The sequence below is a fragment of the Arthrobacter sp. KKT183 genome (genome assembly GCF_055657625.1).
In genome coordinates this window covers 57,917-75,902 of sequence record NZ_CM145770.1, presented here as the reverse complement: position 1 = coordinate 75,902, position 17,986 = coordinate 57,917, and the positions used below count along the sequence as shown (strand labels likewise).

Sequence of the window (17,986 nt, the reverse complement as noted above, 5' to 3'; positions counted from 1 at the left end):
CACGGGAGTCTGTGTCGCGTAAGATTTCCTCCAGATCCCCACCATCTCTGGAAGGCACACAGCCATGCGCAGACTCGGAATGAACTGGACGCTGCACGGCGACGGGCGGAACGTCCAGCCGGGTCGGTTCGTCGCCCCCGATGAGAGGCTGAGCTGGCCCCGGACCGTCGGCATCGGTGCGCAGCACGTGGTTGCGATGTTCGGCGCCACCTTCCTGGTGCCGCTGCTGACCGGCTTCCCGCCGTCCACCACGCTGCTTTTCTCCGGTCTCGGCACCCTGATCTTCCTGGTCATCACTGCCGGCCGCGTACCCAGCTATCTTGGCTCGAGCTTCGCTTTCATCGCGCCGATCGCAGCGGCGCAGAGCCAGCACGGCCCTGCCGGGGCACTGGGCGGCGTCGTTCTGGCCGGTGCGGTGCTGGCGCTCATTGGACTGGTGGTGCACTGGGCAGGCGCACGATGGATCCAGCTGCTGATGCCGCCCGTGGTCACCGGTGCAATCGTTGCCCTGATCGGCCTGAACCTTGCGCCGACCGCCAAGGCGAGCTTTGAACAGGCGCCGCTCACCGCGCTGGTCACGGTGATCTCGATCCTGCTCGTTACGGTCCTGTTCAAGGGAATTCTCGGCCGGCTGTCCATCCTGATCGGCGTCCTCGTCGGCTACCTCGTAGCGGTATTGCGCGGAGAGGTGGATTTCGCCGCCATCAACGACGCCGCGTGGTTCGGCCTGCCCCCTTTCATGGCTCCCGAATTCCACCTTTCAGTTATCGGACTGTTTGTCCCGGTTGTCCTGGTCCTGGTGGCTGAGAACATCGGCCACGTGAAATCCGTGGCCGCGATGACCAACCACGACCTTGACCCCATCACAGGGCGCGCCCTCATGGCGGACGGGCTGGCCACCGTCCTGGCCGGTTCAGGTGGCGGCTCCGGCACCACCACGTACGCCGAGAACATCGGGGTTATGGCCGCCTCACGCGTGTACTCCACTGCCGCGTACTGGGTAGCCGGAGTCATCGCCGTGCTGCTGAGCCTCTTCCCCAAGTTCGGTGCGCTCATCGCAACGGTTCCGGCGGGAGTACTGGGAGGTGCCGGCGTCGTTCTCTATGGCATGATCGGCATCCTCGGCGTGCGGATCTGGGTGCAGAACCGGGTCGATTTTTCGAACCCGATCAACCTCTCGACGGCGGGCGTGGCGCTCGTAGTGGGCATCGCGGACTTCACGTGGACGATCGGCGACCTGACCTTCGCCGGCATTGCCCTGGGCACGGCGGCTACCCTCATCATCTTCCATGGCATGAGCGGGATTGCCCGCGTCCGCGGCAGCGAGCACGTTGCCGGGCCGGAGGAGCTCGAAGCGGAAGACCACGGCAGCCGCCCTTCCAAGCTGGGGTAGGTCGGCCCTCACGCCGAAGCGCGCGGGCTGCCATGATGAGACCATGTTGCGTATTGGCCTGCTCGGCGGCATGAGCTGGGAAAGCACCGCCGAGTACTACCGCCTCATCAACGAAATGGCGCGGGACCGTCTGGGAGGCCTCCACTCAGCGGACTGCCTCCTCAGATCCGTCGACTTCGCACCCATCGAGGAGCTCCAGGCCAAGGGTCAATGGGAGGAGGCCGGCGCAGCCCTGGCTGCTGCCGCCGTCGAGCTTGAACGGGGCGGAGCCAAGCTTCTCGTGCTCTGCACCAACACCATGCACAAGGTTGCCCCTGCCATAGAGCGGGCCGTCAGCATCCCTTTCATCAACGTCATTGACGAGACCGCACGCGCAGTAACGGCGACGGGCACGACGACGGTGGGCCTGCTCGGGACGGCCTTCACGATGGAGCAGGATTTTTATCGCGACGGGCTGGCCGCGCATGGCCTGGAAATGCTTACTCCCAACCCCGAAGACCGCGCGATTGTCCACCGGGTCATCTACGAGGAACTGTGCCTTGGGGTCATCTCGGTCGATTCCCGGAAGGAATACCAGCGCATCATCGCCGGGCTTGCGTCGCGCGGTGCGGAGGGAGTGATCCTCGGCTGCACCGAGATAGAGCTGCTGATCTCGCAGACGGATGCGGACATTGCCCTCTACCCGACGACGTCCATACACGCACAGGCGGCAGTGGACGCCGCGCTGGCCGGCTGAGGGTTCGCAGAGCCGGCGATCCCTTCATCTCACGGATTCCAGGGCTGGTCCGCGGCCGTACAATTCAAGGACTCGTACTTGAATATTGAACAAAATGGGGGAACCGTGTTCACACCGGTTATCAAAAAGTGGTGCGCTCTTGGCGTCGCCATCGGCGCGCTGTCCGTCACAGCCTGCAGTCCATCTGCTGATGCCACGACCGGCCAGGTAGTCCGCGTTGTTGACGGCGACACAGTGATTGTGAAGATTGCCGACGTCGACACGAGAGTCCGCCTGCTCAACATCGATACGCCCGAAACCAGGCACCCCGACAAGGCGGTGGAATGCTTCGGTCCGGAGGCGACGGCCTTCCTTGCGGAAACGCTGCCCGCAGGCACTGAAGTGGGACTGGACTTCGACGTCGAACGTGTTGATCAGTACGGCAGGACCCTTGCCGCAGTATTCCTGGAGGACCGCACTCTGGTGAACGCCGAGATCGCACGCCAAGGCCTAGGTTCAGCGGTCATCTTCGAACCAAATGAAAAGTACTATGACGCCGTCAAAATCGCCCAGGAGGAAGCACAGCAGGCGGAGCTCGGGGTATTCAGCGTTGACGCCGAATGCACTCTTCCCGCAGAAGTCACTGCGGCTGTCGATTCGCTGGCCGCCGTTGTGGAGCAGCCCGTTGCCTCCACCTCCGGCGCGGCGGCAGCCGGTGCGGCCGCCGTGGCGGGTGCTCTGGCGACGGCCGAGGCACTCCATGCGGCGCTCGAAGCCGGCGAGGACTCCATCCGCTGGGCTGCCCTGGGAACCGCAGGCGCCGCCACGCTGAGTGCCGAGCTCATGACATCCATCGACTCGGGACGGGCAACGCTGGCCACGCTGGAGCAGGAAACCACCCGGCTCAAGGCGGCGGAAGACGAGGCAGCGAGACAGGCCGCTGAAGCGGCGAAGCGTGAAGCGGAGCGGGTGGCCGCCGAAGCCGAAGCACGTCGCCTTATTGCGGAAGAAGCAGCAGCAGCGGCCGCACGAGCTGAGGCCGCACGTGTGACCGCCGAGGCAGCAGCTGCGGCCGAAGCAGAGCGAATCCGGAATCTTCCGGCTCCTTATGTACCTCCGGCTCCGGCACCCGCGCCGTACGTCCCGCCGACACCGGCTCCCTACGTCCCGCCGGCACCGGCACCAGCGCCGCCGGCCGAGCAGAATCCGTATCCCGGCTACAACGGACCACGCTGCTACGCACCGGGAGGCAAGACCTGGAAACCGTGCCCGTAAGGCACGCCGAACCGGCGAGGATGACACAATAATCCGGTGAACTCCCCCACGCCCCACCCGGTCGAGCTGTGGAAAAGCGCTGCCTGGAAGTCCCAGGTGGAGTCCTGGGTGTCGCAGGTCCTCGCTACGTTCAACATTGAACAGACCGGCCCGGTGAGCGAGCCGAGGATCCGGTTCTGGTCAGTGCTGCTGACCATCCCCACGGACCACGGGAAGCTCTGGTTCAAGGAGAACAATCCCGGACAGTTCCAGGAGGCATCCATTGTGGCGGCTCTGGCGGAGATCGCCCCGGACCGCGTTGTCACTCCGCTGGCCATCGAGCCGACCAGGGGCTGGCTGATCTCCCCGGACCACGGAGCCACGCTCGCCACTCTCGCATCGACGGACTACGCGCTGTGGGCGCGCGTGGTCGCCGATTTCGCTGAGCTGCAGCAGCAGACGGCCCAGCACGGGCAACGGTTGACCGATGCGGGACTGGCTTCGCTGGATCCAGCAATCGCAGGCAACTTCGTCAGCAACCAGCTCCTCCTCCACGCAGGGCTGCCCGAGGAGCACCCGCTGCATTTGAACGCGGAGCAGGCGGACAGCATCTACGCCAGCGTTCCTGCGATCGAGAGCGCCGCGGCACAGCTGAACACCCTCGGCGTACCGCTGTCACTGGAGCACAACGACCTCCACCCGAACAACGCCTTCATCCCGGGCTCAAGCACGGATCCGCTACGGTTCTTCGACTTCGGCGACTCGTACTGGGCGCATCCGTTCAGCTCGCTCTACGTTCCCCTTGGCGTGATGAAGGAGAACTGGGAAACCGGGTACGACGACGCCCGCATTCGGCGCGTATTCAGCGCCTACCTTGAGCGGTGGACCAGCTACGCGCCGCTCCCTGAGCTGCGGAAGGCGCTGGAGCCCGCGCTGCATCTGGGCCGGCTGAACAGGTATGCCTCCTGGCTGCGGCTGCTGATCCACGCCGACGATGAATCGATGCTCACCTACGGTCCGCACGCCCTGCAGTACCTGCGAACGATCACCGACCCGGTTCTTTAGAACCCTCAGGCGCCCTGCGCCGCGGCGATCACTTCGCCCATCATCCGGTTCAGGTCCTCGGCCTGCTCTCGGGACAAGCCGAGCTTTTCCATCATTGTGCCCGGCACGGACAGCGCCCGCTTGCGCAACGAACGCCCCTCGACGGTCAGCCCGACAGCGAGGGCGCGCTCATTGCCGACCACCCGTTCCCTCGTCACAAGTCCGTTGGCTTCCAGGCGCTTCAACATTGGTGAAAGCGTTGCCGGTTCCATGGCGAGCGCGTCGCTGATTTCACGGACGGTCCGCGGGCTGTGCTCCCACAGGGCGAGCATGACGAGGTACTGCGGATGGGTGAGGTTGAGCTCCTCCAGCACGGGTCGGTACGCACCGATGACGCTTCGTGAGGCAACCGACAGGGCGAAGCACAACTGCCGCTCAAGAAGCAGGTCGTTGTCCTGGGACGGTTCCCGCGAAGACAACCGCACCATCGAATCGGTCACTTGTCCCCATCCTCGCGCTTCACCAGGTACGTGGAGCCGTCAGCGTTCCGGACAACGTCCCACTGCTGCAACTCCTGTTGGCGTTGCTGGTGTGCTGCGCCGTCCGCGTACTTGACCGGGCCCTCCAGCCCACCCTGGTCAGCAGGCCCGAAGAACATTCTCAACTTGCCCGTAGCCTTCATGAACCGTTGCGACAACGGCTTCCTGTCCGCCATTCCTGAGCCTCTCTCGCCGTGGACAGCAACTGCCCACAAAGAAGCATAGCGAGCTAATTGTTAGTGCCCTAATTAACGCGCGGCCAGTGTCCCCGCCCGCGCATCACCGCGGCCAACAAATCCGCACGGTCCGACACCAGGCCGCTGACCCCGAGGTCCAGCAAGGCCTCCATTTCCGGCCGCTCATTGATGGTCCACACGTGGACCGGTATCCCCGCAGCCGCACAGCGTCGAACAAAGCCGGCGGTGACCACCGGAATGCCGCGGTAGTGCCGGGGGACCTGCAGGCAATCGACCCGTGCCAGCCGCGCGGCCCGCCCGGCGAGTCCCAGCGGCGACACCACCTTGAGGAGTGCGTTTACTGCCATTCCTGCGGACGACGCCGTTGGCCGGCTCAGTCGGCGAAGAACCCTCAGACGACGCCGGTCGGAGAATGATGCGACCAGCACGCGGTCATGCGCGCCCGCCTGCTCGACCACATCCACAAATGGCTGCACCGAGGCGTCATCCTTGATGTCTACGTTCAGCCGCGCGTCCGGCCACCGCTCAAGCACCTCGGCCAGCGTGGGGATCGGTTCAACGCCGCGAACCCGCACGGAACTCAACTCCGCCAGGGAGTGATCCGCGAGGAGGCCCACACCGTCGGTCACACGCTCAAAGCGCTCATCGTGGAAAACCATGACGACGCCGTCGCTCGTGGTGCGCACGTCGATCTCCAGATAGCGGAAACCGAGCTCCAGAGCCGCCTCCATCGCGATCAGCGTGTTCTCAAGGCCCTCCGGCGAGAAGCCACGGTGGGAGAGCGCAAGTGGACCGTCGGAATCAAAGTACGGCTTGGCCACGGCGGCTCAGGCCGACTTCAGCGCGGCCAGCCGCTCCTCGAGGACCTGGGCCACGCCGTCGTCGTCGAAGGCTGGTGCGCGAAGATTCGCGGCAGAGAGCGCGTCGGGGTGACCGGAGGCCATGGCGTAACCGTGGCCGGCCCAGCCCAGCATCTGGATGTCGTTCGGCATATCACCGAAAGCAATGACATCCCCCTGATCGACGCCCAACTGCGCCGCGAACCTCGCAAGCGTGACTGACTTGTTGATCCCAGGAACGCTCATCTCAAGAAGCGGGACGCTGGGCGCCGAGTGTGTGGTGGCGACAAGGTGTTCAACTGCCGGGCCCACGCCGTGCAGGAATTCGTCAGGCGTGATGTCCCGTTCCCGGGCGAGGAACTTGATGACACCCGAGCCGTCAAGTGACTCCCGAAGAGGCCGTGGCTCGGCGGCGCCGAGCAGCTCAACGGAGCCCGGATCCGCAAACCCCGGTTCGATGAGGAAACTGTCCACCGTTTCGGCAGCGAACCGCACCGCCGGGTAGAGCTTCCGGATGATGTCCTGGGCTTCGAAAATGCTCTCACCGTCAAGGAGGTGTGAATCGAGGACTTCCTCGCGTCCAAGATCATAGGTCAGCGCTCCATTGGAGCAGATGACGGTCCCCTTGAAACCAAGATCCCGCAGTGGCTGGAGCCAACGCGGCGGGCGCCCGGTCACGAAAACCACCTCGATGCCGGCATCCAGGCATGCTTCAAACGCGCGAACGGTCCGCTCCGAAATCCGGCCGTCGTGGCCGACGATCGTGCCGTCCATGTCGCTGGCAACCAAACGCATGCGCAAACTCCTAGCCTGGGTAAGTATCCAGCCTACCCAAGAAGCCAGCCTCGCCGATGCGCGGTGAACCTAGGCGAGCGCGTTCTTCTCGCTCTTCGACAGCTCGGCCGTGACGCCACAGTAGGCGCAGGTCCGCAGGTACCGACGGCGGGTAGTGAAGAGCGGGATGAAGAACAGCGTGAACTTCGAAGCCCGTTCATCAACCCGCTGGGAAGCGTGCTGGCCGCAGTTGGGGCACACCGCCTGCCTGCGGAACAGTTCCTTCACGGCGGTCTTGAATCCAAACAGAATCAGCATGCCGGGCCTCCCTGTAAATCGTGTGCGAATCTACTGTTCGTAGGTGCCAACGATACGCGCGCGCCCAAGGGTGTGGGAGAAGAGATTGAAGCCGAGGTAGGCATTCGAGGCCTCTGCCGGGATGTCCAGCTGCTCCACATCCACCGCGTGCACCACCACGTGATAGTGGTGCACACCGTGTCCCGCCGGAGGTGCCGCCCCCACAAAACCAGGGAAGCCGCCGTCGTTCTTCAACTGCACGGCACCCTCAGGCAGGCCGGCGCCGTCTTCGGTACCGGCGCCGGCAGGCAGCGACGTGGTGCCCACAGGAATGTTGAACACGGCCCAGTGCCAGAATCCGCTGGCGGTGGGAGCGTCTGGATCATAAACCGTGACGGCGAAGCTTTGAGTTTCCTCAGGGAATCCGCTCCAGCTCAGCTGCGGTGACACATCATGCCCGCCTGCACCCATTCGACCCGACGCCTGCAGCTCATCGAGGGGCTGGTAGTCGGCGATATCACTGCTGGTCAGCTCGAACGATGGAACTTCTGGAAGGTCTGCGTAAGGATCGCGGGTCATGCGTACACTCCTTGTGCTCTAAGTTCAGCTCTGGTGGGCGGATTGGCGCCGGCACGTGACACGGTTACTGCCGCAGCGGCGGCGGCGAAGGCGAGGACGCCCTGCATCTGCTCAACGGACAGGGCGCGCAACTCATTCCGCCGCTGCCCGCCGTCCAGTTCCCGGTCCACCAGGGCGCTGAGCAACGCCGCCATGAAGGAGTCGCCTGCGCCGACAGTGTCCACGACGGAAGTTGCCGGCGCCGGAACCTCACACTCCCCGCGGTCCACAACCGCCCACGGCCCCTTGGAACCACGCGTGACTACGACGACGGCGGGGCCCAGTTCCAGCCACCGGCGCGCCGATTCCCGGTGGTCCTGTTCCGGATACAACCACTCGAGATCCTCGTCCGACGCCTTGACCACGTCTGCGAGCGCGACAAACTTCTCAGCCTGCGCCCGCGCGTAGTCGGCGTCCGTGATGATGGTCGGCCGGCAGTTCGGGTCGTAACTGACGGTTGCGAGAGGCCGCGCATGCTGGATCGCTGCCAATACATCGTGCGCTCCGGGAGCCAGCATCGATGCGATGGAGCCGGTGTGGACCAGGGTGGTTCCGTTAAACAGGTCTTCCTGGGCGGCGAGGTCAGGTAATTCCCAGGAGAGGTTGAAGGTGTAGGTCGCTCCCCCTGCGGGATCGAGTCTCGCTGATGCCACGCTGGTCGGATAGGAGTCCGCGGGCAGCGGCACAAGCACTGAATTGTCGGCAAGGTGCTGGTGGATGCGGCGGCCGAACTCGTCATCCCCGAATCGGCCCAGGAACTGCGCCGAATGCCCCAGGCGCGCCAGCCCCACAGCCACGTTGAGCGGGCTGCCACCAACGTGCGCACGCGGAGGTGCGGTGTCGCTGAGAACTTCGTCGATGAGGGCTTCGCCGATTACTGTGAGCACCGTCCCAACCTAGCATTTACGATGCAGCCGGTTGTCGGCGCGGACGCCTTCGAAAGCGACGGATGCTGTAGACAAGCAGCGTAAGCGCAATGATGGCGGAGAGCACGAGGCTCAGCCCGGCACCCCAGCCGCCGAAGAGCCACCAGTCATCGTTGAACGGCCACCATCCGGGAGCGGGAGGCTGGAGCATCCAAAGGATTCCCAGCGCCATGAAGCCGAAAGCGCTCACCGCACTGACCGCTATCCGCGGCCAGGTCTTCACACCGATCCGCGCGGCTTTGTAGGCCTGCTTCTTGATGGGGTGCAGCTTGCGCTCAGCCCACTCATACTGCTGGGACAGGACAGCAAGCCCGCCGACCAGCATCAGGAGACCCGGACCCGGCAACACCAGCGCAGCTAATCCGAGCACCACCAGGGTCCAGCCGAGAATTTCCAGGCCGGTGCGGTGGGCAGCCCGGTGGAACCGGGATCGCGCGCTCATTGGTGCAGGATCCCACACTTCCCTGAATTCCCCATTAACGGTTCCCTACCGCAGCTATCCGAGACGCTCAACGGCTGCGACCACCTGCAGCCAGGCGTCCGTGCCGGGGGTGATCATCGCGAAGTGGTCTCCGGGAATCTGCACCAGTTCAGCCGTCCCACCTGCGGCCAGAGCCGCAGCGACATACGACTCCGACTGGGTGAGCGGGACGGTTGTGTCATTCTCCCCGTGGAGGGCCAGCACCGGCACCGAAAGCGGAATCGCCGTCATGGGATCAGCGAGGCGGTACTTCTTCCCGTCGCGTTCACCCAGGAAGTCCTGCACAGCTCCGTTGCCCAGCCGCTCCTCGTGGGCACGCTGCAGGTTCAGCACACCGGACTGACTCACGACGCCGGTGATCGGCACCGCTGGCACCCCGCCTCCCGGCGCATCCTCCGGCAGCGAGAACCGCCCGGCTGCCCACACCGCAAGGTGACCGCCCGCGGAGTGACCGAGCGCCGTCGTCGTGCTGGTGTCCAGGCTGTGCTCTTCCGCCGCGGAGGCGATCAGGTCGATTCCCGCAGCGACGTCCTCGAAGGTCTGCGGCCAGCCGCCGCCGTTGCCGACGCGCCGGTACTCGAGGTTCCAGCATGCATAACCGCGTGAGGCGAGGTCCTCGGCGAGCGGTACCCCAAGCTCGAGGGTGTACCGGCTGCGCCAGAATCCACCGTGAATAATGACGACGACACCGGGCCTCGGTTGTGCCTGCGGGAGGTAAAGCTCGGCGAACTGCTGCGCATCGTTGCCATAGGTGTAGCGCTGGGGTGCCATGGCTTCCTTGCTCGTTGTCCTGTCCGCAGGTTCCGCGGAGGGCTTCGGTTTGCAGCCGGCGAGTGCTGCCGCGCCCAGCGCAGCCGCAGCTGCAGCCCCACTGAGGACTGCGCGTCGTGGGAGGCCGGTCACTTTCACCAGCGTAGCCGCTGTCAGTGCAGGGTGTTTAGATGGGTTGGTGAGTGGATGGGATGAGTTGGATGAGAGGCTGCGGCCGGCCGTCGAGGAAAGTGTCCGCGAGTATGAGCGCGTCCGGCCGGCGCTTGAGGCTGTCACAGCCGATTCTCGCGAGAGGATCGAGAACATTTTCGTCGGCACGGAACTCCGGCCGCTCTTCGTCACGGCACGTACCAAAACCATCGAGTCCTTCCGGGACAAGGCCTCAAGGATGCTCGCTGACAGTGATGGACCGCCCAGCCTGGTCTTCCCCGACCCGCTGCGGAACCTGACGGACCTCGTGGGCGTCCGCGTCATCACCACGCTTCCCCATGAGGTTGATACCGCAGCCAACCTGATCAAGCGCCAGCGCAACGAGTTTGACTGCCGTGGTGACCGCGAAAAGGACATTGGTTCCATTGAATCCGGCACTTACGGCTATTCCAGCCGGCACCTGATCCTGCGGACCATCCAGAACGACGCCGTCCGCGCCTACCAGCAGCTGCTCGGTTCCGATTCGGGCAGCTATCTGTTCGAGACCCAGATCCGCACCGTTCTGGCGCACGCCTGGTCGGAGATCGAGCATGACATCCGGTTCAAATCCTTCAATCCGAAGGCGTGGAGCCCCTACTTCGACCGGCAGTTCACCGCCACGGCAGCCATGCTGGAGAGCGTCGAATCAACGTTTGCTGACCTGCATTCGCGTTACCAGAAGGTCACCGGTTTCTGGGAGCCCGAGGGTGAGGGCGGTGTCGAACTCACACCGGACCGCATCCGCGAGGTGTGGCAGACCCTGCTGCCGCACGTGGACCGCAAGTCTGATGATGACTGGCGCTGGGCGGCGGAGCTGCTGGCCGCCCACGGTCTGACCACGACGACGGCCCTCGCCTCACTGCTCCAGGCTGACACCATCACCTCTGTTCGGCGCGCACTCGATCACCGCTATTCGCCGGGGCCGGACCGCCTGCTCGACGACGTCCTGCTCTGGAACTACGGCGAGCGGCATATCGAGCTGACGGCGGATCCCTCGTCCGAGACCGGGGCATCCCGCCGCGACAGCCTCGTGCGGCGGTTCCGCCAGATCCGCACGTTCCGCTCGCGCTCCTAGGGCCGGCTCAGCGGGAGCTGACTTTTCCGAACAGTCCCGCGACGGGTGCCAGCACAATGGGCCGCGCTGCAATCCAGGCGCCGATGACCAGCAGCAGCGACACGAAGAAAATCCAGAAGCCGGCCCAGTTCACCGCATCCTGACCGCCATACATGTGGTTGAGGTTGCGCAGTGCGCCGGTCGCGAATACGAGCGCCACGTGGCCGATGATGAAGACCACGAAGTAGAGCATCACCGGGAAGTGGACGGCACGTGCCCACTCCACCGGGTAGACCCTGTTCAGCGCTTTGGCATCCTTGGGCCAGATTCCCGACATGCGCGCCCCGCTGATGGCTGCCAACGGTGCGGCGATGAAAATGGTGACGAAGTACGCGAGCATCTGAAGGCTGTTGTAGTTCACCCAGCCGTTCTCCGTGGGCCAGTCCAGCGAAACGTACTGGATGAAAGCCGACAGTGCGTTCGGGAAGACCTCCCAGGTGGTGGGCACCAGCCGCGCCCAGTGGCCGGTGACAAAAAGCAGCACCACAAAGACAACCCCATTCAGGAGCCACAGGATATCGAGCGCCTGATGGAACCACAGGTTGATGCTGATCTTTCCGTCGCCGCCCTTCGACCATCTCGGGGTCCAATACCCCGGTGGCCGCGTCTGACTGCGGACCTGCAGGCCGGAGCGGATGATGAGGACGATCAGGAAGAAGTTGAAGAAGTGCTGCCACTGTACCCACGCGGGGAAGCCCTGCTCGGTGCCGGCAGGCAGGGGCGTTTCACCCGGATACGCCTGCAGGAAGTCCTGCATGAAGCCGAGCGTGACGAGCCAGCGCGTGAAGAACACGGCAGCCAGCGCGACCACCAGGAGTCCCAGCGCGCCGAGAAGCAGCTTGGTTGTGCGGCTGCGTGGCTTCCTGGCTTTCGCCTCCTCGGCGGGCACCGGTTCCATTGCTGTCCGCGCTGGAGCCTCCGTCTCCTGCTGAGCTGGAGCCTCCGCCTGTGCGGCAACTTCTGCATCGTCGCGCGGGAGTTCGCTGGTCACTGGTTGGTTCGGCGGGGCGGCCGGGCTCTCCGAGGCGGTAACCGGCTCAACGGGAACAGCGGTCGCGGCGGGCCAGGCTTCGGCGCCGGGGACGCGGGGCAGTCCGCGGCGAAGCAGGCGCGTGTTTCCGGCCGCTACCGGCGCCGCTGAGGCAGAACCTGTCGCGTCTGCGAGGGCGGGGCTGGAAACTTCGGCTCGGGATAGCGGCTCGTCGGCTGAGGCCGCCGCGTCGGGCTTCGTTGCCTCTTCGACGGGCCCCCCTGCCGAAGCGGGGGCGGACCGGGCCTCCTCCGTGTCGGGAGCTACGGAAACCGATTGAGTTGCTGCCGGAGTGTCACCGGCCGGCGGCCATGGCTCTCCCCCAACAACCCGGGGAAGCCCCCGCCGGATCCCGCGGGCAGCGGGCTGCTCCGCCTGTGCCGCTGGTTCCGCCTGCACTGCTGGTTCCGCCTGCACTGCTGGAGCGGCCACCTCGGCAGGAGGGGTCGCGGTCGCTTCAACCGGCGAGACCGTCGTCGTTGCGTCAGCAGCGGTGCCGATGGCGGTCGGGACGGCAGCGTCAGACGGCTCCGCAGGAGTGTCCGGGGCGCCGACGTCGTGCAGGTCAGCGGGTGCGGCGCCCGCCGGCGGCCACGCTTCCCCACCGCTCTGTCGCGGCAGTCCCCGCCGCATCGTGCGACTGTACGTCGCCATGCCCTACTCCTTCCGCGCCGAAAGCGACGCGATCAGCTGCGGCACCACGTCGAAGAGGTCACCGACGACGCCGAAATCGGCGATCTCGAAGATCGGCGCGTCAGGGTCCTTGTTGATCGCGACAATCGTCTTGGCGGTCTGCATGCCTGCCCGGTGCTGGATGGCACCCGAGACGCCCAACGCCACATACAGCTGAGGCGAGACGGAGATTCCGGTCTGGCCAACCTGGTAGCTGTTTGGAACCCACCCGGCGTCCACCGCCGCACGCGATGCGCCGACAGCAGCGCCGAGCACGTCCGCCAACTGGTCAACGAGGGCAAACTGCTCCTGCGAGGTCAGGCCACGGCCGCCCGCTACAACCTTGGCGGCGCCACGCAGCTCGGGGCGGGTCGAAACCACCGCCTGCTCCTCGAACGACTCGATGGACGCTGCGGGAGCGCCGGAGGGTGGAACGTCGAGCGGTGCAACTTCTGGGCTGGCGGCCTCAGCGCGGACATCGATTGATCCCTCGCGCACGGTGATCACCGGCGCACCGAAGGTGGGTGCGCAGTCCACGTTGTAGGCACCGCCGTAGACGGAGTGGTGGGCGACGATCCCCTCATCATCGCGCGAAACTCCCACGGCATCGATGGCAAGGGCCGAACGAGTGCGCGCCGCGAACCGCCCGGCGACGTCCCGGCCGCTGACGGAGTTGGAGATCAGCACGGCGTCCGGCCGCACCAGGTCCGCAGCGGCGGCAAGTGCATCGACGGCTGGAACAGCCAACAGTGAATCCGCCCCCTCTGGTTCAGCAGTCAGCACATGCTTTGCTCCGAGGGCGGCCGCGTCCTGGGTCGCGTTGGACGCCGCACCGGACGCGCTTACCAACAGCGCAACCGGCGTGCCCACCTGGGAGGCCGCGCCGAGCAGTCCGGCTGCGCTTTTGGCCAGTCCTCCCGACGGCGTGGTCTCGAGAAGGACGAGGATGGAGTCTTCCGGGAATGTGGTCATGGTCATTCCTTAGGCCAGTCGGTTCTGAATCAGGAACTCCGCAAGCTTCTCGCCGGCGTCGCCCTCGTCCACGATCTTTGTTCCGGCCGAACGCGCGGGCCGCTCTGATACGGCAAGCATGATGGACCGGGGAGTCTCCAGCCCTTCCGGGTCAATATCCAGATCGGCGGCCGTCAGGGTCTCAACGGGCTTCTTCTTGGCCGCCATGATGCCCTTGAAGTTGGGGAACCGGCCCGCAGGGAAACGTTCGGTGATGGAGATGACCGCGGGCAGCGGGGCTGCGACCGTCATGACCCCGCCGTCGGTTTCCCGTGTTCCGCTCACCCGATCGCCGGAGATGTCAACGGTGGTGAGGGCGCTTGCGTACGGCACTCCGAGCAATTCGGCGATCATGGCGGGGAGCACCCCGCCGTAACCGTCGGTGGAGAGGTTTCCGGCAATGACGAGATCGAAACCGGTACGGCGGATTGCAGCCGCCAGCACATCAGCTGTGAGCCCGAGATCCGCGCCGGCAAGACTCTCATCCGCGATGTGGACAAGCTTGCCCGCACCCATGGCGAGAGCCTTGCGGAGCGTTGCCGTCGCTGTTTCAGGGGCCATGGAGACAACGGTGATCTCGGCATCCTCCAATGAAGCCGCCTGCGTCAGCGCCAGCTCAAGGGCACGCTCGCCGATCTCATCGAGCACAGCCTCGCTCGCGCCCCGCTCCGCAAGTCCCGTCTCGAGATTGAGCTTGCGTTCGCCGTAGGTGTCCGGCACCTCTTTCATCAGAACGATGATCCTCATTGACCCTCCTATGGTTCTGACGATTTCCCCACAGCACCTGAACCAACTGAGTGAAGGAGCGTTAACCGAAAACCGTCTGCACCGAGAATACAGCGAGAAACCCTAGGGATGAATGTCGGATGATCCGGCGGCCGGCGCCTTGGTGCCGTTGCTGCCCCAGTTGCGGAGCATCTCGACGGCGTCAAGTCCCGTGGTGTCCTTCAACAGCTGGAAAGTCTGCTGCAGGCCGCCGCTGACGTTCTTGCTGAGCTGGCTTGCACCGTCGGTGGAGATCACTGTCATGTTGTCGATCGATGACATGGGCGCAGCAATCTCGCGTGCCACGAGCGGCAGCATCTCCATGACCTTGTTCAGGACAGCAGCTTCGTTGAACTGCTCGTAGGCGCGGGCCTGAGCCTCGATACCCTGCGCTTCTGCAATGCCCTTCTGACGGACGACGTCCGCTTCCGCCTCGCCGCGGACCTTGATGATCTCTGCCTCCGCCGAACCATTGGCACGGGTGACTGCGGCCGCAGCGTTACCCCGCGCCGTATTTGCGGCGGCCTCTGCCTCCGCGGCAACCCTGTCGCCCTCGGCCGTCAGCCGGCGCTTGGACAGCAGGACTTCCGCCTCGACCTGGTCGGCCTCCGACTGGCGCTTGCGCTGCTCGAGTTTGGCGGCCGCTTCCTGCTCCACGCGGTATTTGTCTGCGTCCGCAGGCTTGCGGATTTCGATATCCAGCTCGCGTTCGCGCAGCTCTGCCTGGCGGGAGGTCACCTGCTGCTCCTTGAGGAGGATCGCCTCCTTCTGCTCTGCTGCGGCAAGGGGGCCGGCGGCATCTGCCTGCGCCTGGCGCGCGTCCGCAACTTCCTTGAGCTCCGCACGCCGGATGGCGAGGCGCTGCTCGGCGAGCGCAACCTGCTCGTCGGCAACAGCTTTGGCCTGCGCGGCTTCCTGAGCCGCATTGGCTTCGGCGATCTTCGCGAGCTTCTCCGCGAGGGCGGCCTCAGGGCGGCCCAGGTTCCGCAGGTAGTCGGAGCTGTCTGCCACGGACTGGATCTGGAAGGTGTCGATCACCAGGCCCTGGTTGTGCATGGAGTGCTCGGCTTCTTCCTTGACGCTCTTTGCGAAGGAAGCCCTGTCCTTGATGATGGAGTCGACGCTCAACGTGCCGACGATCGAACGCAGGGAACCGGAGAGGGTCTCCTGCGTGTAGTGGTCAATCTGGTCCTGCTGGTTCAGGAAGCGCTGGGCTGCGCGACGTACGGCTTCTTCATCCCCACCGACCTTGATCTGTGCCACGCCGGTCAGATGCAGGGCGATGCCGTTCTTCGAGATGCCCTCAATCTGCAGGGTGACCTGGCGCGACGCCAGCGAAATCGAGAACGCACGCTGGCTGAATGGGTTGATGAACGTCCGTCCGAACACCACCCGCTGACTTTCCTGGCTGCCCTTGCCGGTGATGATGAGCGCTTCCGCCGGGCTTGCGATTCGCAAAGCCATCCGAGCGATAACCGCGGCGATCAACGCCAGAACAAGTACGACGCCGGCAATCACCCCGAGCGTGATCAACAGACCAATATCCACGACTTCCCCCATATATAAGACGTATCCGAACGCGCGATGTGAGCACGCCACATCGGACGCTACACCAAAGAACCGCCCCTGCCATCAGCAATTCGGATTATCCACAGCACAAAGTGCTACGCGTCGTCGTCGTCGTTTCTGGAAGTAGAGGCCGGTTCACGGAAGGGAACCGTGGACGGGACAGTCGCGGCGCCGCGTACGGGACCCGATGTCCGCTGACGAAGCGGGTCGCGGCGCAGGTCCACGTAGAGCGAGACGCAGAGCCCGATGATGATGAGAACGAAGGGCGTTGCCGCGAGAATAGTGAACGTTTGCAGGGCCTGAAGGCCGCCGACGAACAGCAGCACCGCGGCCACCGCACCGGTGAGCACCGCCCACAGGATGACCAGCGGCTTCCACGGCTCGGCTCGCCCGTAGCTGGAGAGGGTTCCGAGAACCAGCGCACCGGCGTCGGCTCCGCTGATGAAGAAGACCGCCGTGAGCACCATGACAACCAGCGCAGCTCCGATGAAGAACGGATACTCCTGCAGTGCGGTGAAGAAGCCTGCCGCCTCGTTTCCGCTGCCCGCGATGTCCACTCCGCCGAGCTGCAGGTTCAGGCCGGCGCCACCGAAGACAGAGAACCACACCACACTGACGGCGGTGGGAACGAGCAGGACGCCAAGGACAAACTCGCGCACTGTCCGCCCGCGGGAGATTTTCGCGATGAAGGTGCCCACGAAAGGGGTCCAGGAGATCCACCAGGCCCAGTAGAAGATGGTCCAGCTGGAGAGCCATTCAGTGCCGCCGAAGACCGCCGAATGGAAGCTCATCGGCACGAGATTTGAAAGATAGGCCCCGATGGATGCCGGTATCAGGTCAAGGATGAAGACGGTTGGGCCCACCACAAAGACAAAGAGCAGAAGCACTGCGGCGAGCACCATGTTGGTGTTGCTCAGCCACTTGATTCCTTTGGAGATACCGCTGGCAGCGGAGATGACGACGCCGACCGTGAGGACGCAGATGATCAGGATCGGGAGGCTCGCCCCGGGGTCATCAGAGAACTCTCCCGTGGTCAAAAGGGAAAGACCGGCAGCGATCTGCAGGGCTCCGAGGCCGAGGGAGGTCGCTGAACCGAACTTGGTGCAGATGATCGCGAGGATGTCGATGGGCTTGCCCCAGCCCTTCTTCTCGATGCGCTCCTTGCCGAAGATCGACTGAAACGGGGAACTCATGAGGTTGCCGCGGCCCATGCGGTACGTGGAGTACGCCAGCGCCAGTCCCACGACGGAATAGATCGCCCAGGGATGGAGGCCCCAGTGGAAGAACGTGTAGGCCATGGCCTGGTTGGCGGCCTCCGGCGTTCCCGCTGCCGCGTCCACGAAGGGCGGCGGAGAAGCGAGGTGGGTCACCGGTTCATAGACCCCGAAGAACATGAGCCCGATTCCCATGCCGGCACTGAACATCATTGCCACCCAGGAGATGGTCGAGTACTCCGTCCCCTCGCCTTCCTGGGACAACGGAATGCTTCCGTACTTTCCGAAGGCCAGGACAAGGGAAAACACAACAAACCCGGTGGCGCCGAGGATGAACAACCAGCCGAAGTTTCCGGTGATCCAGCCCAGCGCGGCGCCGGTGGAGTCGCTGACCGCCGTGGTGAACAGGACGCCCAGCACGCAGACCACCACGATGATGCTGAAGGAGATCGCGAAGACGGTCTTGTCAACGGTGGCCCAGCCTCTGGCCGGGGCGGCGCTGTTGGTCCCGCCGATTCTTTCCTCCAGGGAATCCTCGGACGAATCCGTAGCCATGCGATCTCCTCAGTCGTGG

At 64.8% G+C, this 17,986-nt stretch carries 19 protein-coding genes; 5 read left to right on the top strand and 14 right to left on the bottom strand.

Features of this window, described 5'->3' with window-relative positions:
* The first annotated feature begins 64 nt into the window (after positions 1–64).
* From ACZ2GY_RS00395 to ACZ2GY_RS00380, 4 genes are all read left to right on the top strand, one after another.
* Positions 65–1,393: a uracil-xanthine permease family protein gene (locus ACZ2GY_RS00395; RefSeq protein ID WP_471672647.1), complete on the top strand. Its 1,329-nt coding sequence runs from the start codon at positions 65–67 to the stop codon at positions 1,391–1,393.
* 43 nt (positions 1,394–1,436) lie between these two features.
* Complete coding sequence (locus tag ACZ2GY_RS00390) at positions 1,437–2,129, top strand: aspartate/glutamate racemase family protein (protein ID WP_277359533.1); 693 nt, start codon at positions 1,437–1,439, stop codon at positions 2,127–2,129.
* A 105-nt stretch (positions 2,130–2,234) separates the two neighbouring features.
* The gene (locus ACZ2GY_RS00385) at positions 2,235–3,383 is read left to right on the top strand and encodes a thermonuclease family protein (RefSeq protein ID WP_471672646.1); all 1,149 of its coding nucleotides are present in this window, start codon (positions 2,235–2,237) and stop codon (positions 3,381–3,383) included.
* A gap of 36 nt (positions 3,384–3,419) precedes the next feature.
* Complete coding sequence (locus tag ACZ2GY_RS00380; protein ID WP_471672645.1) at positions 3,420–4,427, top strand: phosphotransferase; 1,008 nt, start codon at positions 3,420–3,422, stop codon at positions 4,425–4,427.
* Between the two features lie 5 nt (positions 4,428–4,432).
* Here the strand turns inward: ACZ2GY_RS00380 and ACZ2GY_RS00375 are convergent, their stop codons facing one another.
* From ACZ2GY_RS00375 to ACZ2GY_RS00335, 9 genes are all read right to left on the bottom strand, one after another.
* Positions 4,433–4,894 (bottom strand): MarR family winged helix-turn-helix transcriptional regulator, encoded by a 462-nt coding sequence (locus ACZ2GY_RS00375; RefSeq protein WP_277359725.1) that lies wholly within the window; start codon positions 4,892–4,894, stop codon positions 4,433–4,435.
* An 8-nt stretch (positions 4,895–4,902) separates the two neighbouring features.
* On the bottom strand, positions 4,903–5,121 hold the full coding sequence (locus tag ACZ2GY_RS00370) for a hypothetical protein (protein WP_277359721.1): 219 nt from the start codon (positions 5,119–5,121) through the stop codon (positions 4,903–4,905).
* Between the two features lie 68 nt (positions 5,122–5,189).
* The gene (locus ACZ2GY_RS00365) at positions 5,190–5,963 is read right to left on the bottom strand and encodes a glycerophosphodiester phosphodiesterase family protein (RefSeq protein WP_471672644.1); all 774 of its coding nucleotides are present in this window, start codon (positions 5,961–5,963) and stop codon (positions 5,190–5,192) included.
* Positions 5,964–5,969: 6 nt separating this feature from the next.
* Positions 5,970–6,776: an HAD family hydrolase gene (locus ACZ2GY_RS00360; protein WP_471672643.1), complete on the bottom strand. Its 807-nt coding sequence runs from the start codon at positions 6,774–6,776 to the stop codon at positions 5,970–5,972.
* A 69-nt stretch (positions 6,777–6,845) separates the two neighbouring features.
* The gene (locus ACZ2GY_RS00355; protein WP_277359718.1) at positions 6,846–7,073 is read right to left on the bottom strand and encodes a zinc-ribbon domain-containing protein; all 228 of its coding nucleotides are present in this window, start codon (positions 7,071–7,073) and stop codon (positions 6,846–6,848) included.
* Between the two features lie 30 nt (positions 7,074–7,103).
* A complete protein-coding gene (locus ACZ2GY_RS00350; protein WP_471672642.1) occupies positions 7,104–7,631 on the bottom strand; it encodes a YbhB/YbcL family Raf kinase inhibitor-like protein in 528 nt (175 codons plus the stop codon).
* Positions 7,628–8,557 carry a carbohydrate kinase family protein gene (locus ACZ2GY_RS00345; RefSeq protein ID WP_277359716.1) on the bottom strand — a complete coding sequence of 310 codons (930 nt, stop codon included), beginning with the start codon at positions 8,555–8,557 and terminating at the stop codon, positions 7,628–7,630. The genes ACZ2GY_RS00350 and ACZ2GY_RS00345 overlap by 4 nt, the downstream gene beginning before the upstream one ends.
* A 16-nt stretch (positions 8,558–8,573) precedes the next feature.
* Positions 8,574–9,038 carry a PGPGW domain-containing protein gene (locus ACZ2GY_RS00340; RefSeq protein WP_056545709.1) on the bottom strand — a complete coding sequence of 155 codons (465 nt, stop codon included), beginning with the start codon at positions 9,036–9,038 and terminating at the stop codon, positions 8,574–8,576.
* A 54-nt stretch (positions 9,039–9,092) separates the two neighbouring features.
* Complete coding sequence (locus ACZ2GY_RS00335) at positions 9,093–9,848, bottom strand: alpha/beta hydrolase family protein (protein WP_471673611.1); 756 nt, start codon at positions 9,846–9,848, stop codon at positions 9,093–9,095.
* A 175-nt stretch (positions 9,849–10,023) separates the two neighbouring features.
* Between ACZ2GY_RS00335 and ACZ2GY_RS00330 the strand changes: the two genes are divergently transcribed.
* Entirely contained in the window at positions 10,024–11,112 is a 1,089-nt protein-coding gene (locus ACZ2GY_RS00330; protein ID WP_471672641.1) for a GTP pyrophosphokinase, read from the top strand.
* Positions 11,113–11,119: 7 nt separating this feature from the next.
* Here the strand turns inward: ACZ2GY_RS00330 and ACZ2GY_RS00325 are convergent, their stop codons facing one another.
* The 5 genes from ACZ2GY_RS00325 to ACZ2GY_RS00305 form a co-directional block, all read right to left on the bottom strand.
* Positions 11,120–12,835: a cytochrome b/b6 domain-containing protein gene (locus ACZ2GY_RS00325; RefSeq protein ID WP_471672640.1), complete on the bottom strand. Its 1,716-nt coding sequence runs from the start codon at positions 12,833–12,835 to the stop codon at positions 11,120–11,122.
* Positions 12,836–12,838: 3 nt separating this feature from the next.
* Positions 12,839–13,825, bottom strand: a complete 987-nt coding sequence (locus tag ACZ2GY_RS00320) for an electron transfer flavoprotein subunit alpha/FixB family protein (RefSeq protein ID WP_471672639.1) — start codon at positions 13,823–13,825, stop codon at positions 12,839–12,841.
* A 9-nt stretch (positions 13,826–13,834) separates the two neighbouring features.
* Complete coding sequence (locus ACZ2GY_RS00315) at positions 13,835–14,611, bottom strand: electron transfer flavoprotein subunit beta/FixA family protein (RefSeq protein ID WP_471672638.1); 777 nt, start codon at positions 14,609–14,611, stop codon at positions 13,835–13,837.
* A 102-nt stretch (positions 14,612–14,713) separates the two neighbouring features.
* The gene (locus ACZ2GY_RS00310) at positions 14,714–16,177 is read right to left on the bottom strand and encodes a flotillin family protein (RefSeq protein ID WP_056546691.1); all 1,464 of its coding nucleotides are present in this window, start codon (positions 16,175–16,177) and stop codon (positions 14,714–14,716) included.
* Between the two features lie 116 nt (positions 16,178–16,293).
* A complete protein-coding gene (locus tag ACZ2GY_RS00305) occupies positions 16,294–17,967 on the bottom strand; it encodes a BCCT family transporter (RefSeq protein WP_277358110.1) in 1,674 nt (557 codons plus the stop codon).
* Positions 17,968–17,986 lie beyond the last annotated feature (19 nt).